Below are 17240 nucleotides of genomic sequence, written 5' to 3'. Positions count from 1 at the left end.
CTCCGCACCGAGGAAGGGCGCCACCGCGCATGAGTACCGACGATCCTGCCCCCAAGCACGTCCCCGTGATGCTGCAGCGGTGCATGGACGCGCTGGCCCCGGCGATCTCGCGGCCCGGCGCCGTGGTGGTGGACGCCACCCTCGGCCTCGGCGGGCACAGCGAGGCCCTGCTGACGCAGTTCCCGGACGTCCGGCTGGTCGCGGTGGACCGTGACCCGGCGGCGCTGAAGCTCTCCGCCGACCGGCTGGCCCCGTTCGGTGACCGGGCCACCCTGGTGCACGCCGTCTACGACGAGATCCCCGAGGTGCTGGAGCGCCTGGACATCCCCGAGGTGCAGGGCGTCCTGTTCGACCTCGGCGTCTCCTCGATGCAGCTGGACGAGGCCGGGCGCGGCTTCGCGTACGCCCAGGACGCGCCGCTGGACATGCGGATGGACCAGACCCGGGGGATCAGCGCGGCCGAGGTGCTGAACACCTACACCCACGGCCAGCTGGCGCGGATCCTCAAGGTCTACGGCGAGGAGCGGTTCGCCGGCAAGATCGCCTCGGTCATCCTGCGCGAGCGCGAGAAGGAACCGTTCACCAACAGCGCGCGTCTGGTCGACTTGGTGCGCAATGCCATCCCGGCCGCCACCCGCCGCACCGGCGGCAACCCGGCCAAGCGCACCTTCCAGGCCCTGCGGATCGAGGTCAACGGCGAGCTGGAGGTGCTGGACCGGGCGATCCCGGGGGCCCTGGACGTGCTGTCGCTGGGCGGGCGGATCGTCGTGATGTCCTACCAGTCGCTGGAGGACCGCCTGGTCAAGCAGTACCTCGCCGCGGGGGCGACCACCACGGCCCCGCCGGGGCTGCCGTTCGTCCCCGAGGAGCACCAGCCCTGGCTGAAGCTGATCACCCGCGGGGCCGAGCAGGCCACCGAGGAGGAGATCGAGGAGAACCGGCGCGCCGCGCCCGTGCGGCTGCGGGTGGCGGAGAGGATCAGGGACCGAAGCACCCGGGGCTGACCGGGCCGCGGCGGGCCGAAGGGCGGAGGAGAGGGCGTGGGGCCGGTGGCCGGAGGCGGGGCGGGGAGCGCGGTGCTCCCCGGGCAGGGCGGCAGGGCGCGGATCACGGTCCGCCCCGGGCGGCGCCCGGTACGGGGGCGGACGCCGTTCGCGGTGCTGGTGGTGGTCCTGCTGGCGGCCGGCCTGCTCGGTCTGCTGGCGCTGAACACCGCCCTCAACGAGGGCTCCTTCGAGCTGTCCCGGCTCCAGCGGCAGACCACCGTGCTCACCGACGAGCAGCAGGGCCTGCAGCACCAGATCGACCAGAACTCCGCTCCGGACGCGCTGGCCCGCCGGGCCGCCGAACTGGGCATGGTGCCCGCCGGCGGGATGGCCTTCCTGGACGTCCCGAACGGCGGCAAGGTGCTCGGTACGCCGGCCCCGGCGCAGGACGGCCAGCCGGTGAAACGATCCACCGTCGAGCCGTGGCCGGGCAAGGCGCAGCCGTCGCCGAGCGCCCAGCCCGTCGCCCCCGCGCCGGGCGGCGACACCACCGTCCAGATCAACCCCGCCGCCCCCGCGCCGGCCCCGACCGCGGGTGCGGGCCGGTGAGCCGGCGGCGCGGGGGGCCGGCGCGGCCGGCCGGACCGCCGGCGGGGCACGGGCGGCACGAGCGGTACGAGCAGCGCGAGGGGAACGGGCGGATCATGGGCGGGTGGCGCGCAGCGCGCAGCGAGGTGGCGGCATGAGCACGCCCCGACAGCCCTCCGGCGGCACCGGCGGTACCGGCCGTCCGCGGCCCCCGGCCAAGGGCGCCGCCCCCCGGCAGGCCCCGCGCGCCCAGACCGGCAAGGTCCAGCCCGCCCGGCCGGCCCGGCCCGCGCAGCCGAAGCAGCCGGTGAAGCCACAGCCGAAGCAGTCGGCGAAACCGTCTGCGAGGCAGCAGCCGGCCAAGCCGGCGGCCGCCGCGGCCCGGCCCAAGCAGCCCGCGAAGCCGGCGGCCGCCAAGGTCCAGCCGGCCCGCAACCAGCAGGTCAGGGCGCCCCGCACACCCCAGCAGCGCCGTCCGGAGGGCCGTCCGCCGGTCCGCGGCCAGGCCCCGGCCCGGCCACGTCCGAAGTCCCGCCCGCCGTTGCGCCCGCAGCCCCGGGCGATCCGGCTGGCCGACCCGCGCCGCCGGCTCCGGGTCGTCACCGTGGCGCTGTCCCTGGTCTTCTCGGTCTTCGCCGGCCGCCTCGTCCAGCTCCAGCTGCTGGACTCCGACGCGCTGGCCGCGGACGCCAACACCAACCGCTACCTGAACATCCCGATCACCGCCGAGCGCGGCTCGATAACGTCCGCGGACGGCGTGGCGCTGGCCACCACCGTCGACGCGTACGACATCACCGCCGACCCGGCCATGTTCACCCCCCAGGCGGCCGGCGTCCCGGACGCGCCCGAGCAGGCGGCCGCGCTGCTGGCGCCGATCCTCGGCCTGCCCAAGGAGAAGATCGCCGCCGACCTGCACACCCCCAAGACCCGCTACAAACGGCTCGCCGCCCAGCAGACCCCGGACGTCAAGAACCAGATCAGCGACCTCAAGTCGGGCCTGGAGAAGCAGGCCGGCTCGCGCTCCTGCGCGGCCCAGAAGCGCCTGCTCAACAAGGCCGTGGACGAGGGCGGGCGGACCAGGCTGGACAACGAGTGCGTCAACCCGCTGGCCGGCGTCTTCAACCGGGAGACGCAGAAGCGGGTCTACCCCTCGGACGGACTGGCCGCCAACCTGGTCGGCTTCGTCAACGCCGAGGGCGAGGGCGCCGGCGGCCTGGAGTCGCAGTACCAGAAGGTGCTGGCCGGCAAGGAGGGTCACAGCAGCTACGCCCAGTCGGGCGGCCGGCTGGTGCCCACCGCCGGTGGCTCGCTCGACCCGGCCGTGCCCGGCACCGACCTGCGGCTGACCGTCAACCGGGACATCCAGTGGGCCGCCCAGCGCGCCATCACCGACCAGGTGAGCAACGCCGGGGCGGAGAAGGGCTACGTCGTCGTCCAGGACGTGAAGACCGGTCAGGTGCTGGCGATGGCCACCTCGCCCGGCTTCAACCCCAACGACCTGAGCAGCGCCAAGTCCGCCCAGCTCGGCAACGCGGCCCTGCAGGACGCCTACGAGCCCGGCTCCACCGCCAAGCTGATGACCATGGCCGCCGTGCTGGACACCGGCAAGGCCACCTGGGACACCAAGGTGACCGTGCCGTACCCGCTGGTCCGCGGCGACACGGCGTTCAAGGACGACGTCGAGCACCCGACCTGGTACCTGACGCTGGCCGGCGTGCTCGCCAAGTCGTCCAACATCGGCACCATCGAGGCGGCCCAGACGCTCGGCGCGACCCAGCCCGAGTCCAACAAGGTGCTCTACGACTACCTGCGCAGGTTCGGCATCGGCCAGCAGAGCGGCCTCGGCTTCCCCGGCGAGACCGCCGGGATCCTGGAGAAGCCGGAGGACTGGAAGGCGTCCAAGCAGTACACCATCCCGTTCGGCCAGGGCCTCTCGGTGAACGCGCTGCAGGCCACCTCGGTGTTCTCCACCATCGCCAACGGCGGGGTGCGGGTCACCCCCAGCGTCGTCCAGGGCACCACCGCGCCGGACGGCCGGTACACCCCGGCGGCGCCCGGGGCGGAGTCCCGGGTGGTCAGCGAGCAGACCGCGAAGACGCTCACCGAGATGCTGGAGTCGGTCGTCACCGACGAGCAGGGCACCGGCGGCAAGGCGGCCATCCCCGGTTACCGGGTGGCCGGCAAGACCGGCACGGCCAACCGGGTGGACCCGAAGACCGGCGGCTACCGCGGCTACACCGCCTCGTTCATCGGGTTCGCCCCCGCCGACGCACCCCGGGTCACCGTCTCCTGCGTGATCCAGGACCCGGTCAACGGCCACTTCGGCGGCCAGCTCTGCGGTCCGGTGTTCAAGCAGGTGATGGAGTTCACCCTGAAGACCCTGCAGGTCCCGCCGAGCGGCAGCGAGGCACCCAACCTGCCCGTCGAGTGGAAGCCGTGATCGACCATGAGCAAGCAGCGGGCGGGGCAGGGCGGCGGCACCGGGGAGGCCCGGTTTGGCCCTGGGCACCCTTCGGCGGATAGCCTTCGCGCCGTGCCGAAACCCGATCAAATCACCGTGAGTCCGCCGCGCCCCGACCGGGCGCCGGCCCAGCCGCTCGCCGAGCTGGCCCGCCTGCTCGGCCTCGCGCCGGTCGAGGGGGGCCCGGTCACCGGCGTCACCCACGACTCCCGCGCCGTCCGCCCGGGCGACGTGTACGTGGCCTTCCCGGGCGCCAACCACCACGGCGCGGCCTTCGCGGCCCAGGCCGCGGCGGCGGGCGCGGTGGCGCTGCTCACCGACCCGGCCGGCGCCGAGCTGGCGGCCGGCACCGGCCTGCCGCTGCTGGTGGTCGACCGCCCGCGGGCCCGGATGGGCGAGCTGGCCGCGGCCGTCTACGGCCGGCCCTCCGAGCGGCTGCTGATGCTCGGGCTGACCGGCACCAACGGCAAGACCACCACCTCCTACCTGGTCGAGGGCGGCCTGCTCGGCGCCGGACACAGCCCCGGGGTGATCGGCACCGTCGAGATGCGGGTCGGCAGCGAGCGGATCAAGAGCGAGCGGACCACCCCCGAGGCCACCGACCTGCACGCGATCCTCGCCGTGATGGGCGAGCGCGGTGCGGACGCCGTGACCATGGAGGTCTCCAGCCACGCGCTGGTCTTCGGCCGCACCGACGGCGTCGCCTACGACGTCGCGCTGTTCAACAACCTCACCCCCGAGCACCTCGACTTCCACCCGGACATGGAGGACTACTTCCAGGCCAAGGCCCGGCTCTTCCAGCCCGGCAAGTCGCGCCGGGGCGTGGCCAACCTGGACGACGCGTACGGGCGCCGGCTGCTCGCCGAGGCGGAGATCCCGATGACCTCCTTCTCCGCCACCGGGGCGCCGGAGGCGGACTGGCGGGCCGTCGACGTCCAGCTCGGCCCGGTCGGCTCGACCTTCCGCGTGCTCGGCCCGGACGGCGCCGCCGCCGACGCGGCCGTCCCGCTGCCCGGCCCGTTCAACGTCGCCAACGCGCTGGCCGCGATCGCGGTGCTGGCCACCGCCGGGCTGCCGCTGGAGCAGGTCGTCGCCGGGATCGCCGCCGTGCCCGGAGTGCCCGGCCGCCTGGAGCGGGTGGACGCCGGCCAGCCCTACGTCGCGGTGGTCGACTACGCGCACAAGCCCGACGCGCTGGAGGCCGTCCTCGGCTCGCTGCGCGAGGTCACCAAGGGCCGGCTGCACGTGGTGGTCGGCTGCGGCGGCGACCGCGACCCGCACAAGCGCGCCCCGATGGGCGCCATCGCGGCCCGGCTCGCCGACACCGCCCTGCTGACCAGCGACAACCCGCGCAGCGAGGACCCCCTGGCGATCCTCGCGACCATGCTGACGGGCGCCGCCTCGGTGCCCGAGGCCGGGCGCGGCGCCGTCCTGGTCGTCCCCGACCGCGCCGAGGCGATCCACCTCGCGGTGGCCCGCGCCCAGGCCGGCGACACCGTGCTGGTGGCCGGCAAGGGCCACGAGCTCGGCCAGTACGTACGAGACGAGATCCGCGCCTTCGACGACCGGGAGGTGCTGCGCGAATCCATCACGCAGACCACGGCCGCCCGGGGCACCGCAGGAGTGGAGCAGCCGTGATCGCACTGACCCTCGCCGAGGTGGCCGCAGCCGTCGGAGGCACCCTCGACGGCGCCGACCCCGCGACCCGGGTGACCGGCCCGGTCGAGGTCGACTCCCGCAAGGTCGGCCCCGGCTGCCTGTTCGCGGCCTTCGCCGGCGAGCACGTGGACGGACACGACTACGCCGCGCAGGCCGTCGCGGCCGGCGCCGTCGCGGTGCTCGCCTCCCGCCCGGTCGGCGTGCCCGCCGTGCTGGTCGACAGCGTGGTGGACGCGCTGGGCAAGCTGGCCCGCACCGTGGTCGCCCGGGCCGAGGGCACCACCGTGGTGGCGCTGACCGGCTCGGCCGGCAAGACCAGCACGAAGGACCTCATCGCCCAGCTGCTCCAGCGCCGCGGCGAGACGGTCTACCCGCCCGGCTCGCTGAACAACGAGATCGGCCACCCGATGACCGCGCTGCGGGTCGAGGCCGGCACCCGGCACCTGGTGATGGAGATGGGCGCCCGGCACAAGGGCGACATCGAGTACCTCACCTCGATCACGCCGCCCCGGATCGGCCTGGTGCTGAACGTCGGCACCGCGCACGTCGGCGAGTTCGGCTCGAAGGAGGCGATCGCCGAGGCGAAGGGCGAGCTGGTCGAGGCGCTGCCCGCGGACGGCGCCGCGATCCTCAACGCCGACGACCGGCTGGTCCGCGCGATGGCTGCCCGGACCAGGGCCAGGGTGGTGCTGTTCGGGGAGTCCCCGGACGCGCACGTCCGGGCACAGGATGTTCGCCTGGACTCCACCGGACGGCCATCGTTCACGCTGACCACCCCGGCCGGTTCCGCACCCGTGCACCTGCGCCTGTACGGTGAGCACCACGTCTCGAACGCCCTCGCCGCCGCCGCGGTGGCGGTGGAGCTCGGGATGTCCGTCGACGACACCGCCGAAGCACTGAGCGAGGCGGGTGCGCTGTCCCGCTGGCGCATGGAGGTCGTCGACCGGGCCGATGGTGTCACCGTCGTCAACGACGCCTACAACGCGAACCCCGACTCCATGCGGGCCGCGCTGCGGGCGCTGGTCTCGATGGGGGGACGCGGCCCGGAGCGCCGCCGGACCTGGGCGGTGCTCGGCGAGATGCGGGAGCTCGGCGAGGAGACCCTGGCCGAGCATGACGCCATCGGGCGGCTCGCGGTACGACTCGACGTCACCAAGCTGGTGGCGGTCGGCGGACGCGAGGCGGCCTGCATGGAACTGGGCGCGAGGAACGAAGGTTCGTGGGGTGAGGAGTCGGTGCTGGTGTCCGACGCGGACGCAGCGGTCGAGCTGCTGCGCAGTCAGCTTCGGCCGGGGGATGTGGTCCTGGTGAAGGCATCCCGCTCGGTGGGGCTGGAGAAGGTTGCCGAGGCGCTGCTCGCGGACGGTGCGACCGCCTGATGAAGCAGATTCTCTTCTCCGGCATGATCGGCCTGATCCTGTCGCTGCTCGGCACGCCGGCCCTGATCAAGCTGCTCGCCAAGCGCGGCTACGGCCAGTACATCCGCGACGACGGCCCCAAGGCGCACCACAGCAAGAAGGGCACGCCCACCATGGGCGGCATCGCCTTCATCCTGGCCACGCTGATCGCCTACTTCGTCACCAAGGCGATAACGGGCGAGTCCCCGACCGCCTCCGGGCTGCTGGTGCTCTTCCTGACGGTGGGTCTGGGCCTGGTCGGCTTCCTGGACGACTACATCAAGGTCGTCAAGCGCCGCTCGCTCGGCCTGCGGGCCAAGGCGAAGCTGGTCGGGCAGTCCGCCGTCGGCCTGGCCTTCGCGGGGCTGGCCCTGCAGTTCGGCGACGACCGCGGACTCACCCCGGCCTCCCAGCACCTCTCCTTCGTCCGGGACTTCGGCTGGTCCGTCGGCCCCGTGCTGTTCGTGATCTTCGCCTACTTCATGATCGCCGCCATGTCGAACGGCGTGAACCTCACGGACGGTCTGGACGGCCTGGCCACCGGCGCCTCGGTGATGGTCTTCGGCGCCTACACCTTCATCGGGATCTGGGAGTACACGCAGAGCTGCGCGTACGCGATCTCGGCCACCGCCAGCTGCTACGACGTCCGCGACCCGCTGGACCTCGCCGTCGTCGCCTCCGCCCTGATGGGCTCCTGCTTCGGCTTCCTCTGGTGGAACACCTCGCCCGCCAAGATCTTCATGGGTGACACCGGCTCGCTCGCCCTCGGCGGCGCGCTGGCCGGCCTGGCGATCTGCTCCCGCACCGAGCTGCTGCTCGCGCTGCTCGGCGGCCTCTACGTGATCATCACCCTCTCGGTGATCATCCAGGTCGGCTCCTTCCGGATGACCGGCAAGCGCGTCTTCAAGATGGCCCCGCTGCAGCACCACTTCGAACTCAAGGGCTGGACCGAAGTCCTGATCGTCGTCCGGTTCTGGATCATCCAGGGCCTCTGCGTGGCGGTCGGCCTCGGCCTCTTCTACGCGGGATGGGTGACCGGATGACCGACCCCGACTGGGCCGCACTGCCCGTCACCGTGGCCGGGCTCGGCGTCTCCGGCATCAGCGCCGCCCGCGTCCTGCACGGCCTCGGCGCCCGCGTCACCGTCGTGGACGGCGGCACCGGCGAAGGGCTCCGGGCCCGGGCCGCCGAGCTGGAGGCCCAGGGCGTCGCCGTCCGCCTCGGCGACGGTACCGGGACGTACAGGGAGGGCTTGCCCGAGGGCACCCGGCTGGTCGTCACCTCGCCCGGCTGGCCGCCGAGCAGCCCGCTCTTCGCCGCCGCCGCGCGGGCCGGCATCGAGGTCTGGGGCGACGTCGAACTCGCCTGGCGCCTGCGCCGGCCGCTGGCGTCCACCGGCGAGCCCGCCCCCTGGCTGGCCGTCACCGGGACCAACGGCAAGACCACCACCGTCCAGATGCTCGCCGCGATCCTCACCGCCGCCGGCCGGCGCACCGCCGCCGTGGGCAACGTCGGGGTCTCGGTGCTGGACGCGGTGCTCGCCGAGGAGCCGTACGACGTGCTCGCGGTCGAGCTCTCCAGCTACCAGCTGCACTGGGCGCCCTCGCTGCGCCCGTACGCGGCCGCCGTGCTCAACCTGGCGCCGGACCACCTGGACTGGCACGGCTCGATGGAGGCGTACGCCGCCGACAAGGGCCGGATCTACCAGGGCAACGTCGTCGCCTGCGTGTACAACCTGGCCGATCCGGCCACCGAGGCGCTGGTCCGCGAGGCCGACGTCGAGGAGGGCTGCCGGGCGGTCGGTTTCGGCCTCGGCTCGCCCGGCCTGTCCAACCTCGGCGTGGTCGACGGCCTGCTGGTGGACCGCGCCTTCGTGCCGGACCGGGCCAAGAACGCCGCCGAGCTGGGCTCCGTCGCGGACGTGAACCCGCCCGCGCCGCACAACATCGCCAACGCACTGGCCGCCGCCGCCCTCGCCCGGGCGTACGGGGTCGACCCGAAGGCCGTCCGCGAGGGCCTGCGGGCCTTCCGCCCGGACGCCCACCGGATCGCCGAGGTCGGCGTGGTCAACGGCGTCACCTACATCGACGACTCCAAGGCCACCAACACCCATGCCGCGGCGGCCTCGCTGGCCGCCTACCGGCCGATCGTCTGGATCGCCGGCGGCCTGGCCAAGGGCGCCACCTTCGACGACCTGGTCCAGGGCGCGGCCGAGCGGCTGCGCGGCGCGGTGCTGATCGGCGAGGACCGCGCGGTGGTCCGGGAGGCGCTGGCGCGACACGCCCCGGATGTCCCGGTGATCGAGGCGGCCGAGGGCCAGACTGGCGCGGTGGCGATGACCGAGGTGGTCCGAACGGCTGCGTCACTCGCCCAATCGGGTGACACGGTGCTGCTGGCCCCCGCCTGCGCCTCGATGGACATGTTCACCAACTACGGCGAGCGCGGCGACCTGTTCGCGGCGGCGGTCCGGGAGCTGGCGGGCAGCTGACGGCCCACCGGCCGGGCGAGCCGCGGAACGAGGAGAGCAGAACGTGGCGGGGCAGGGCAGGGCGGGCGGTTCCGGTGCGCCGGAGAAGGCCCCCGCCGATCCGTGGCGGGTGATCTCGGCCACCACGACCGCCTACAAGTCGGCCGGGCCGGTGGCGCGCGTGCAGGCCTCCCGGGCCCGCCTGCGGTACGCGCTGGACCGGCCGCTCACGCCCTACCTGCTGATCGTCGGCGCGACGCTGCTGCTGGTGCTGCTGGGCCTGCTGATGGTGTTCTCCGCCTCGCAGATCCTGGCCCTGGGCCAGCACCGCTCGGCGCAGTACTACTTCCTCAAGCAGCTGCTCGCGGCGATGCTCGGCCTCGTCCTGCTGATCGGCTTCGCGTCCGTCCCGGTCGCGGTGCTGAGGGTGATCGTCTACCCGGTGATGTTCGGGGTGATCGGCGCGCTCGCGCTGGTCGCCGTCCCCGGCATCGGGGTGGAGGTCAACGGCAACCGGAACTGGCTGGATCTGGGCTTCTTCCAGTTCCAGCCGTCCGAGTTCGCCAAGCTCGCACTGGTGCTCTGGGGCGCCGACCTGCTCGCCCGCAAGCAGAAGAACGGCACCCTCGACCAGTGGAAGCACCTGCTCGTGCCGCTGGTGCCGGGAGCCCTGCTGCTGCTGGCGCTCATCATGCTCGGCGGTGACATGGGCACCTCGATGATCCTGGTGGCCATGCTGTTCGGCCTGCTCTGGATGGTCGGCGCGCCGCTGCGGCTGTTCGTGGCCACCCTCGGCGTGGCCGTCGTGGTCTGCACCGCGCTGGTGGTGACCGTCCCGCACCGGGCCGAACGGCTCTCCTGCATCGGCGTCACCAAACTCGACCCGGCCGGCGCCTGCTTCCAGGCCCTGCACGGCATCTACTCGTTCGGACTCGGCGGCCCGTTCGGCTCCGGACTCGGTGCCGGCGTGGAGAAATGGGGCCAGTTGCCGGAGGCGCACACCGACTTCATCTTCGCCGCGACCGGCGAGGAACTGGGCCTGGTGGGGACGCTGTCGGTGATCGGCCTCTTCTCGGCACTAGGCTACGCGGGTATCCGTGTGGCCATCGGTACGAAGGACCCCTTCGTCAGGTACGCCGCGGGAGCCGCCACCACGTGGATCATGGCGCAGGCCGTGATCAACCTGGGGTCGGCGCTGGGACTGCTGCCCATCGCGGGCGTCCCGCTCCCGCTGTTCTCCTACGGCGGTTCCGCCATGCTGTCGGCCATGTCCGCGATCGGTGTGCTGCTCTGCCTCGCACGCAGCACCTCCGGCGCGAAGGCGGCTCTGGCCGCCCGGAACAAGAACTCCCGGATCAGGAGACGACTGGCCCGGGTGCTGCCACGACGACGAACCACAGCGCGCCCGGCCCCGGGGCCGGCGCGCAGGGAGCGGTGAATTTCGGTGCATGTCGTACTCGCCGGCGGGGGGACCGCCGGTCACATCGAGCCGGCCCTCGCCCTCGCGGACGCCCTCCGCAGGCACGACCCGTCCATCGGGATCACCGCCCTGGGCACCGAGCGCGGCCTGGAGACCCGGCTGGTACCCGAGCGCGGCTACCAGCTGGAACTGATCCCGGCCGTCCCGCTGCCCCGCAAGCCCACACCCGAGCTGATCACCGTCCCGGGCCGGCTGCGCGGCACCGTCCGGGCCGCCCAGGAGATCATCGAGCGGGTGAAGGCCGACGCCGTGGTCGGCTTCGGCGGCTACGTGGCGATGCCGGCCTACCTGGCCGCCAAGCGGGCCGGCGTGCCGATCGTGGTCCACGAGGCCAACGCCCGGCCCGGCCTGGCCAACAAGATCGGCGCCCGGTACAGCGACTTCGTCGCCGTCTCCACGCCGGACAGCAAGCTGCGCGACTCCCGGTACATCGGCATCCCGCTGCGCCGGACCATCGCGACGCTGGACCGCAACGCGGCCCGGCCGGAGGCCCGGCACTACTTCGGCCTCGACCAGCGGCTGCCCACCCTGCTGGTCTCCGGCGGCTCGCAGGGCGCCCGCCGGCTGAACGAGACGATCACCGCGATCGCGCCCAGGCTCCAGCAGTACGGCGTGCAGATCCTGCACGCCGTCGGTCCGAAGAACGAGCTGCCGCAGGTCGACGACATCCCCGGGATGCCGCCGTACCGCCCGGTGCCGTACGTGGACCGGATGGACCTCGCGTACGCCGCGGCCGACCTGATGCTCTGCCGGGCCGGCGCCATGACGGTCGCCGAGCTGGCCGCGGTCGGCCTGCCGGCCGCCTTCGTCCCGCTGCCGATCGGCAACGGCGAGCAGCGGCTGAACGCGCAGCCGATGGTCAAGGCCGGCGGCGGCCTGCTGGTCGACGACGCGGAACTGACGCCGGACTGGGTGCTGCAGAACGTGCTGCCGGTGCTCACCGACCCGCAGAAGCTCTGGGACATGAGCCGGTCCGCCGCCGAGTTCGGCCGCCGGGACGCCGACGAGCTGCTGGTCGGCATGGTGTACGAGGCGATCGAAGCCGCCCGGGGTGGCCGCCGACGTGGCTGACGGCCGGCTCGCCGATCCGCCTCCGGCCCCTGGCCGGGGGCGGCTCCGGGAGGAGCTGGAGTTCGGGGACGAGGAGTACGCTCCCCGGCTCCGGCTCTCCCGGCGGGGCATCGTGGTGCTGGGCGCCTTCGGTGCCGCGGTGATCGGCGTGCTGGCCTGGCTGGTGTTCCTCTCCCCGGTGCTGGACGTGCGCAGCGTCGCGGTGCAGGGGGCCTCGGACGACCGGCTGACGGCGGAGCAGGTCCGGGCGGCGATCGGCGAGCTCGGCGACGGCCCGCTGGCGCGGGTGGACCTGGACGAGGTCACCCGGCGGGTGAGGGCGATCCCGCGGGTGGCCGGGGCCGAGGTCTGGCGGGGCTGGCCGCACACGCTGCAGGTGAAGATCACCCAGCGCCGGGCGGTCGCCGCCGTCAAGGGCGAGGACGGCAGGTTCACCCAGGTGGACGCGGACGGCGTGAGCTTCGCCACCGAGTCGGCCGCCCCCGCGGGGGTGCCCGTGGTGGAGCTGCGGCTCAGTCAGCCGGCCCTGGACTCCGCGACGGTGATCGGCCGTTCGCAGCTGGTGCAGGGAGCGGTGACCGTGGCGGCCGGCCTGCCGGCCGAGGTCCAGCAGCGGGCCGGGGCGGTGCTGGTGCATTCGTACGACGACATCCAGCTCCAGCTCAGCGGGGGTGCGACGGTGCGCTGGGGGAGTCCGGAGCAGACGGATCGAAAGGCCCGGCTGCTGGTGGCACTGCTGCATCAGAAGGGTACGAACTTCGATGTGAGTGCGCCGGAGGCGCCGGCGGTGTCCGGATGATCCGGTAGGTTCTTTGTGTGGGGAAGGGGTTGACGCCTTTCGGTGTCGGCCCGAACCTTGGTGGTCACCCCGGTTACATCGGCCGGTCGATGATCACATAGGCTCAAAAGAAAAAGGGAAGCTCGGCGTGTTCGTTGAAACACGTGCCCGGGGCCACCTAGTGTCCTGTGTCACCAGCCTGTGTCCCCTGGTGATGTGACGGGGGCACGGGACTAACCCTAAAGGTCAAGTTTAGGGTTGGGGTCGGCGGTCGGCATTTCGGACATTAAGTCAGAAACCAGGCTCCCTACCCATCGACATCCGTCGGTACGGCATCCCATCGGTCGCCGGGCCGACCCGGAAATTCGAGGCGAGAGGCCTTCGACGTGGCAGCACCGCAGAACTACCTCGCAGTCATCAAGGTCGTCGGTATCGGCGGCGGTGGTGTCAACGCCATCAACCGGATGATCGAGGTCGGTCTCAAGGGCGTCGAGTTCATCGCGATCAACACCGATGCGCAGGCCCTCCTGATGAGCGACGCCGACGTCAAGCTCGATGTGGGCCGTGAACTCACCCGGGGTCTCGGCGCCGGCGCCAACCCCGAGGTCGGCCGGAAGGCCGCCGAGGACCACCGCGAGGAGATCGAGGAGGTCCTCAAGGGGGCCGACATGGTCTTCGTCACCGCGGGCGAGGGTGGTGGCACGGGCACGGGCGGCGCGCCCGTGGTCGCCAACATCGCCCGCTCGCTCGGCGCGCTGACCATCGGCGTGGTCACCCGCCCCTTCACCTTCGAGGGCCGTCGCCGGGCCAACCAGGCCGAGGACGGCATCGCCGGGCTGCGCGAGGAGGTCGACACCCTCATCGTCATCCCCAACGACCGGCTGCTCTCCATCTCGGACCGCCAGGTCAGCGTGCTGGACGCGTTCCGCTCCGCGGACCAGGTACTGCTCTCCGGTGTCCAGGGCATCACCGACCTGATCACCACCCCCGGTCTGATCAACCTCGACTTCGCCGACGTCAAGTCCGTCATGTCGGAGGCCGGCTCGGCGCTGATGGGCATCGGTTCGGCCCGCGGGGAGGACCGCGCCAAGGCGGCCGCCGTGATGGCGATCTCCTCGCCGCTGCTGGAGGCGTCGATCGACGGCGCCCGCGGTGTCCTGCTCTCCATCTCCGGCGGCTCCGACCTCGGCCTGTTCGAGATCAACGAGTCCGCGCAGCTGGTCAGCGAGGCGGCGCACCCCGAGGCCAACATCATCTTCGGTGCGGTCATCGACGACGCGCTCGGCGACGAGGTCCGGGTCACCGTGATCGCGGCCGGCTTCGACGGCGGCCAGCCGCCGGCGATCGTCCGCGACCCGGTGGTCAAGGCCGGCCAGTCGGCCCCGGCTGCGACGACGCCCGCCGCGCCCGAGCGCCCGGCGAGCCGGCCCTCGTACGGGAACATCGGTTCGGTGACCTCCCGGGCGGAGGCCGAGGGCGCGACCGCGTCGCGGGCCCACGAGTCCTCGGTCACCGCGACCGCCGCCCCGGTGCCGCCGCAGGTGCAGCCGGTCCGTCAGCCCTACGTGGAGAGCCCCGCCGAGGAGCTCGACGTCCCGGATTTCCTTAAGTGATCGATCGCACGTTCCGCAACGGTGCTCACTTCGCCTTCACCACCCGGTGGGGCGGGGTGAGCACTTCGCCGTACGGGGAGCTCAACCTCGGGGGCGCGGTGGGGGACGACCCGGCCGCCGTCCGGGAGAACCGGGTGATCGCGGCCCGCTCGCTCGGGCTGGACCCGGCGGACGTGGTCTGGATGAACCAGGTGCACGGTGCGGACGTCGCCGTGGTGACGGAGCGCCAGCCGGCGGGGGAGGCCCCGCGGGTGGACGCGGTGGTCACCGACCGGCCGCTGGCCCTGGCGGTGCTGACCGCCGACTGCACCCCGGTCCTGCTGGCCGACCCGGTGGCGGGGGTGGCCGGTGCGGCCCACGCGGGGCGCCCCGGCCTCGCGGCGGGGGTGGTGCCGGCGGTCGTCCGGGCGATGGTGGAGCTGGGCGCCGAACCGGGGCGGATCACCGCCGCGATCGGCCCCGCGGTCTGCGGCCGCTGCTACGAGGTGCCGGAGGCCCTGCGGGCCGAGGTGGCCGGCCGGGTGCCGGCCGCCCACGCGGAGACCTCCTGGGGCACCCCGGCACTGGACGTGCCGGAGGGAGTGGTGGCGCAATTGGCTGCTGCGGGAGTCACCGAGTCGGTGCGATCATCGGTCTGCACCCTCGAATCCGCCGATCACTACTCCTACCGCCGCGAGCAGCGCACGGGCCGGCTCGCGAGCTACGTCTGGTTGGGCTCCGAACTCTCATGACGAACGACATCTACGGACCGTTCCCGGGCAGCGCCCGGTTTCCCGACGCCGACTGGCCGGCCGCTCTGACCGAGGGCCAGCGGGCCCGGTACGAGGAGCTCGGCACCAATCTGGAGGTCGTCGAGCGCCGGATCGCCGACGCCTGTGCGGCCGCCGGGCGGGCGCGCGACGACGTGAAGCTGGTCGTCGTCACCAAGACCTACCCGGCCGAGGACACCGCACTGCTGGCCGGACTCGGCGTCACCGACGTGGCGGAGAACCGCGACCAGGACGCCGCCCCCAAGGCGGAGCGGTGCAGAAACCTTCCGCTGGACTGGCACTTCGTCGGCCAGCTGCAGACCAACAAGGTCCGTTCGGTGGTCCGGTACGCGAACCACGTGCACTCGGTGGACCGGCTGCGGCTGGTCCAGTCGCTCTCCGCCGCCGTCCTGGGCTCCGGCCGACCGGAGCTGGGCTGTCTGGTGCAGGTGGCGCTGGAGAAGGAGCAGGGCGAGGGCGAGGGCCGGGCCGGGGTCGCCCCGGCGGAGGTCGAGGCGCTGGCCGACGCGATCGCCGGTGCCCCCGGGCTCCGGCTGGACGGGGTGATGACCGTCGCCCCGCTCGCCGGACCGCTCGCCGGGAATCCGGCCCGGGCCTTCGAGCGGCTGGCGGAAATCGCAACCGCCGTACGGGCGGCCCATCCGGCTGCCACCATGGTTTCCGCAGGAATGAGTGGTGACCTTGAGCAGGCCGTTGCCGCCGGGGCGACACATGTGCGCGTCGGAACGGCGGTACTCGGAGTGCGGTCACCCCTCAGGTAACGTCACCGGGTAGTAGATCAGACTGCAGGACAAAATAGGACAGAAACTAGCAGCTTTCCAGAGCGCTAGTGAACCGTGGATCGCAGCTCCGCGGCCCCATCCCACGACTTCTGACCGGCCGTCGGCCTGACGGGCCGTCGTGGGCGGACCGCGGAATCCGCAGGCAGGGCCGGTCGGCCCGGCCGCCGGGACGGAGCCGGTCCACCACAAGCGGAGGAGACAGGAGCATGGCCGGCGCGATGCGCAAGATGGCGGTCTACCTCGGCCTCGTGGAGGACGAGACGTACGACGGTCAGGGGTACGACCCCGACGACGACTACGACGCGGACCCCGAGCCGATCCGTACCGGGCGGACGGAGGACATCCCCCGGCCGGCCTCGCCGGCGCCCGCCCCGGTCTCCTCGATCACACCGCAGCCGGTGCCGGCCGCGGTCCCGATCCGGCAGGAGACGCCGAGGATGGCCCCAGTGTCGTCCATCACACCCGAACGCCGCCACAACCTGGAGAAGAGCGCCCCGGTGATCATGCCCAAGGTAGTGAACGAACGAGAGCCCTACCGCATCACCACGCTGCACCCCCGGACCTACAACGAGGCCCGTACCATCGGGGAACAGTTCCGCGGCGGCACTCCTGTGATCATGAATCTGACCGAGATGGACGACACCGACGCCAAGCGCCTCGTAGACTTCGCCGCTGGACTCGTCTTCGGTCTGCACGGCAGTATCGAGCGCGTGACACAGAAGGTGTTCCTGCTGTCGCCTGCTAACGTCGATGTCACGGCGGAGGACAAGGCTCGGATCGCCGAGGGTGGGTTCTTCAACCAGAGCTGACCCGGCCACGACTTTACGTGTGGATCTGATCAACAGTGAGTTAGTGACAGGCAGCACGGCCGTAGGGCCGAGAACCGGGGAGAGGGAAGCGCGATGGGGATCGTGTGGGCGGTGCTCTACTACGCACTGACCGTCTTCCTGGTGTTCCTGCTTGCGCGGCTGGTGATGGACTGGGTGTTCCAGTTCGCACGTTCGTGGCGGCCCGGCAAGGCCATGGTCCTGGTCCTGGAGGCCACGTACACTGTCACGGATCCGCCGCTCAAGCTTCTTCGGCGGTTCATTCCGCCGTTGCGTCTCGGGGGCGTGGCGCTCGACCTGTCCTTCTTCGTACTGATGATCATTGTGTATGTCCTGATCTCGCTTGTGCGGCCCTAGTCGT

General features: G+C 72.6%; 15 protein-coding genes. All 15 read left to right on the top strand.

Features of this window, described 5'->3' with window-relative positions; genetic code table 11:
* Positions 1-29 precede the first annotated feature (29 nt).
* The 15 genes from rsmH to OH807_RS12705 all read left to right on the top strand — a co-directional run bounded on the left by rsmH (position 30) and on the right by OH807_RS12705 (position 17236).
* On the top strand, positions 30-1004 hold the full coding sequence (rsmH, locus tag OH807_RS12775) for a 16S rRNA (cytosine(1402)-N(4))-methyltransferase RsmH (RefSeq protein ID WP_406197725.1): 975 nt from the start codon (positions 30-32) through the stop codon (positions 1002-1004).
* A gap of 36 nt (positions 1005-1040) precedes the next feature.
* Positions 1041-1595, top strand: a complete 555-nt coding sequence (locus OH807_RS12770; protein WP_406197723.1) for a cell division protein FtsL — start codon at positions 1041-1043, stop codon at positions 1593-1595.
* Positions 1596-1728: 133 nt separating this feature from the next.
* A complete protein-coding gene (locus tag OH807_RS12765) occupies positions 1729-4014 on the top strand; it encodes a penicillin-binding transpeptidase domain-containing protein (RefSeq protein ID WP_406197721.1) in 2286 nt (761 codons plus the stop codon).
* Positions 4015-4020: 6 nt separating this feature from the next.
* Positions 4021-5673 (top strand): UDP-N-acetylmuramoyl-L-alanyl-D-glutamate--2,6-diaminopimelate ligase, encoded by a 1653-nt coding sequence (locus tag OH807_RS12760; RefSeq protein WP_406197719.1) that lies wholly within the window; start codon positions 4021-4023, stop codon positions 5671-5673.
* Positions 5670-7073, top strand: coding sequence for a UDP-N-acetylmuramoyl-tripeptide--D-alanyl-D-alanine ligase (gene murF / locus OH807_RS12755; RefSeq protein WP_406197717.1), 1404 nt, complete (start codon positions 5670-5672; stop codon positions 7071-7073). Before OH807_RS12760 ends, murF begins: the two co-directional genes overlap by 4 nt.
* Positions 7073-8134 carry a phospho-N-acetylmuramoyl-pentapeptide-transferase gene (gene mraY, locus OH807_RS12750; RefSeq protein WP_406197715.1) on the top strand — a complete coding sequence of 354 codons (1062 nt, stop codon included), beginning with the start codon at positions 7073-7075 and terminating at the stop codon, positions 8132-8134. Before murF ends, mraY begins: the two co-directional genes overlap by 1 nt.
* Entirely contained in the window at positions 8131-9579 is a 1449-nt protein-coding gene (murD, locus tag OH807_RS12745) for a UDP-N-acetylmuramoyl-L-alanine--D-glutamate ligase (RefSeq protein WP_406197712.1), read from the top strand. The genes mraY and murD overlap by 4 nt, the downstream gene beginning before the upstream one ends.
* Before the next feature lie 109 nt (positions 9580-9688).
* Positions 9689-10996 (top strand): putative lipid II flippase FtsW, encoded by a 1308-nt coding sequence (gene ftsW, locus OH807_RS12740; protein ID WP_406210951.1) that lies wholly within the window; start codon positions 9689-9691, stop codon positions 10994-10996.
* Between the two features lie 6 nt (positions 10997-11002).
* A complete protein-coding gene (gene murG / locus OH807_RS12735; RefSeq protein ID WP_406197710.1) occupies positions 11003-12109 on the top strand; it encodes an undecaprenyldiphospho-muramoylpentapeptide beta-N-acetylglucosaminyltransferase in 1107 nt (368 codons plus the stop codon).
* Positions 12102-12908 (top strand): cell division protein FtsQ/DivIB, encoded by an 807-nt coding sequence (locus OH807_RS12730; protein WP_406197708.1) that lies wholly within the window; start codon positions 12102-12104, stop codon positions 12906-12908. The genes murG and OH807_RS12730 overlap by 8 nt, the downstream gene beginning before the upstream one ends.
* A 365-nt stretch (positions 12909-13273) precedes the next feature.
* The gene (gene ftsZ / locus OH807_RS12725) at positions 13274-14500 is read left to right on the top strand and encodes a cell division protein FtsZ (protein WP_406197706.1); all 1227 of its coding nucleotides are present in this window, start codon (positions 13274-13276) and stop codon (positions 14498-14500) included.
* Positions 14497-15231, top strand: coding sequence for a peptidoglycan editing factor PgeF (gene pgeF / locus OH807_RS12720; protein ID WP_406197703.1), 735 nt, complete (start codon positions 14497-14499; stop codon positions 15229-15231). Before ftsZ ends, pgeF begins: the two co-directional genes overlap by 4 nt.
* Complete coding sequence (locus tag OH807_RS12715; protein ID WP_406197702.1) at positions 15228-16031, top strand: YggS family pyridoxal phosphate-dependent enzyme; 804 nt, start codon at positions 15228-15230, stop codon at positions 16029-16031. The genes pgeF and OH807_RS12715 overlap by 4 nt, the downstream gene beginning before the upstream one ends.
* A gap of 227 nt (positions 16032-16258) precedes the next feature.
* Positions 16259-16861: a cell division protein SepF gene (locus tag OH807_RS12710; RefSeq protein WP_030391444.1), complete on the top strand. Its 603-nt coding sequence runs from the start codon at positions 16259-16261 to the stop codon at positions 16859-16861.
* A 93-nt stretch (positions 16862-16954) separates the two neighbouring features.
* Positions 16955-17236: a YggT family protein gene (locus OH807_RS12705; RefSeq protein ID WP_238740330.1), complete on the top strand. Its 282-nt coding sequence runs from the start codon at positions 16955-16957 to the stop codon at positions 17234-17236.
* The last annotated feature ends 4 nt before the right edge of the window (positions 17237-17240 follow it).

Origin of the sequence: Kitasatospora sp. NBC_01560, from assembly GCF_045208415.1 — a bacterium.
In the GTDB taxonomy this organism is placed as follows: domain Bacteria; phylum Actinomycetota; class Actinomycetes; order Streptomycetales; family Streptomycetaceae; genus Kitasatospora.
This window is presented reverse-complemented; position numbering and strand designations above follow the sequence as displayed.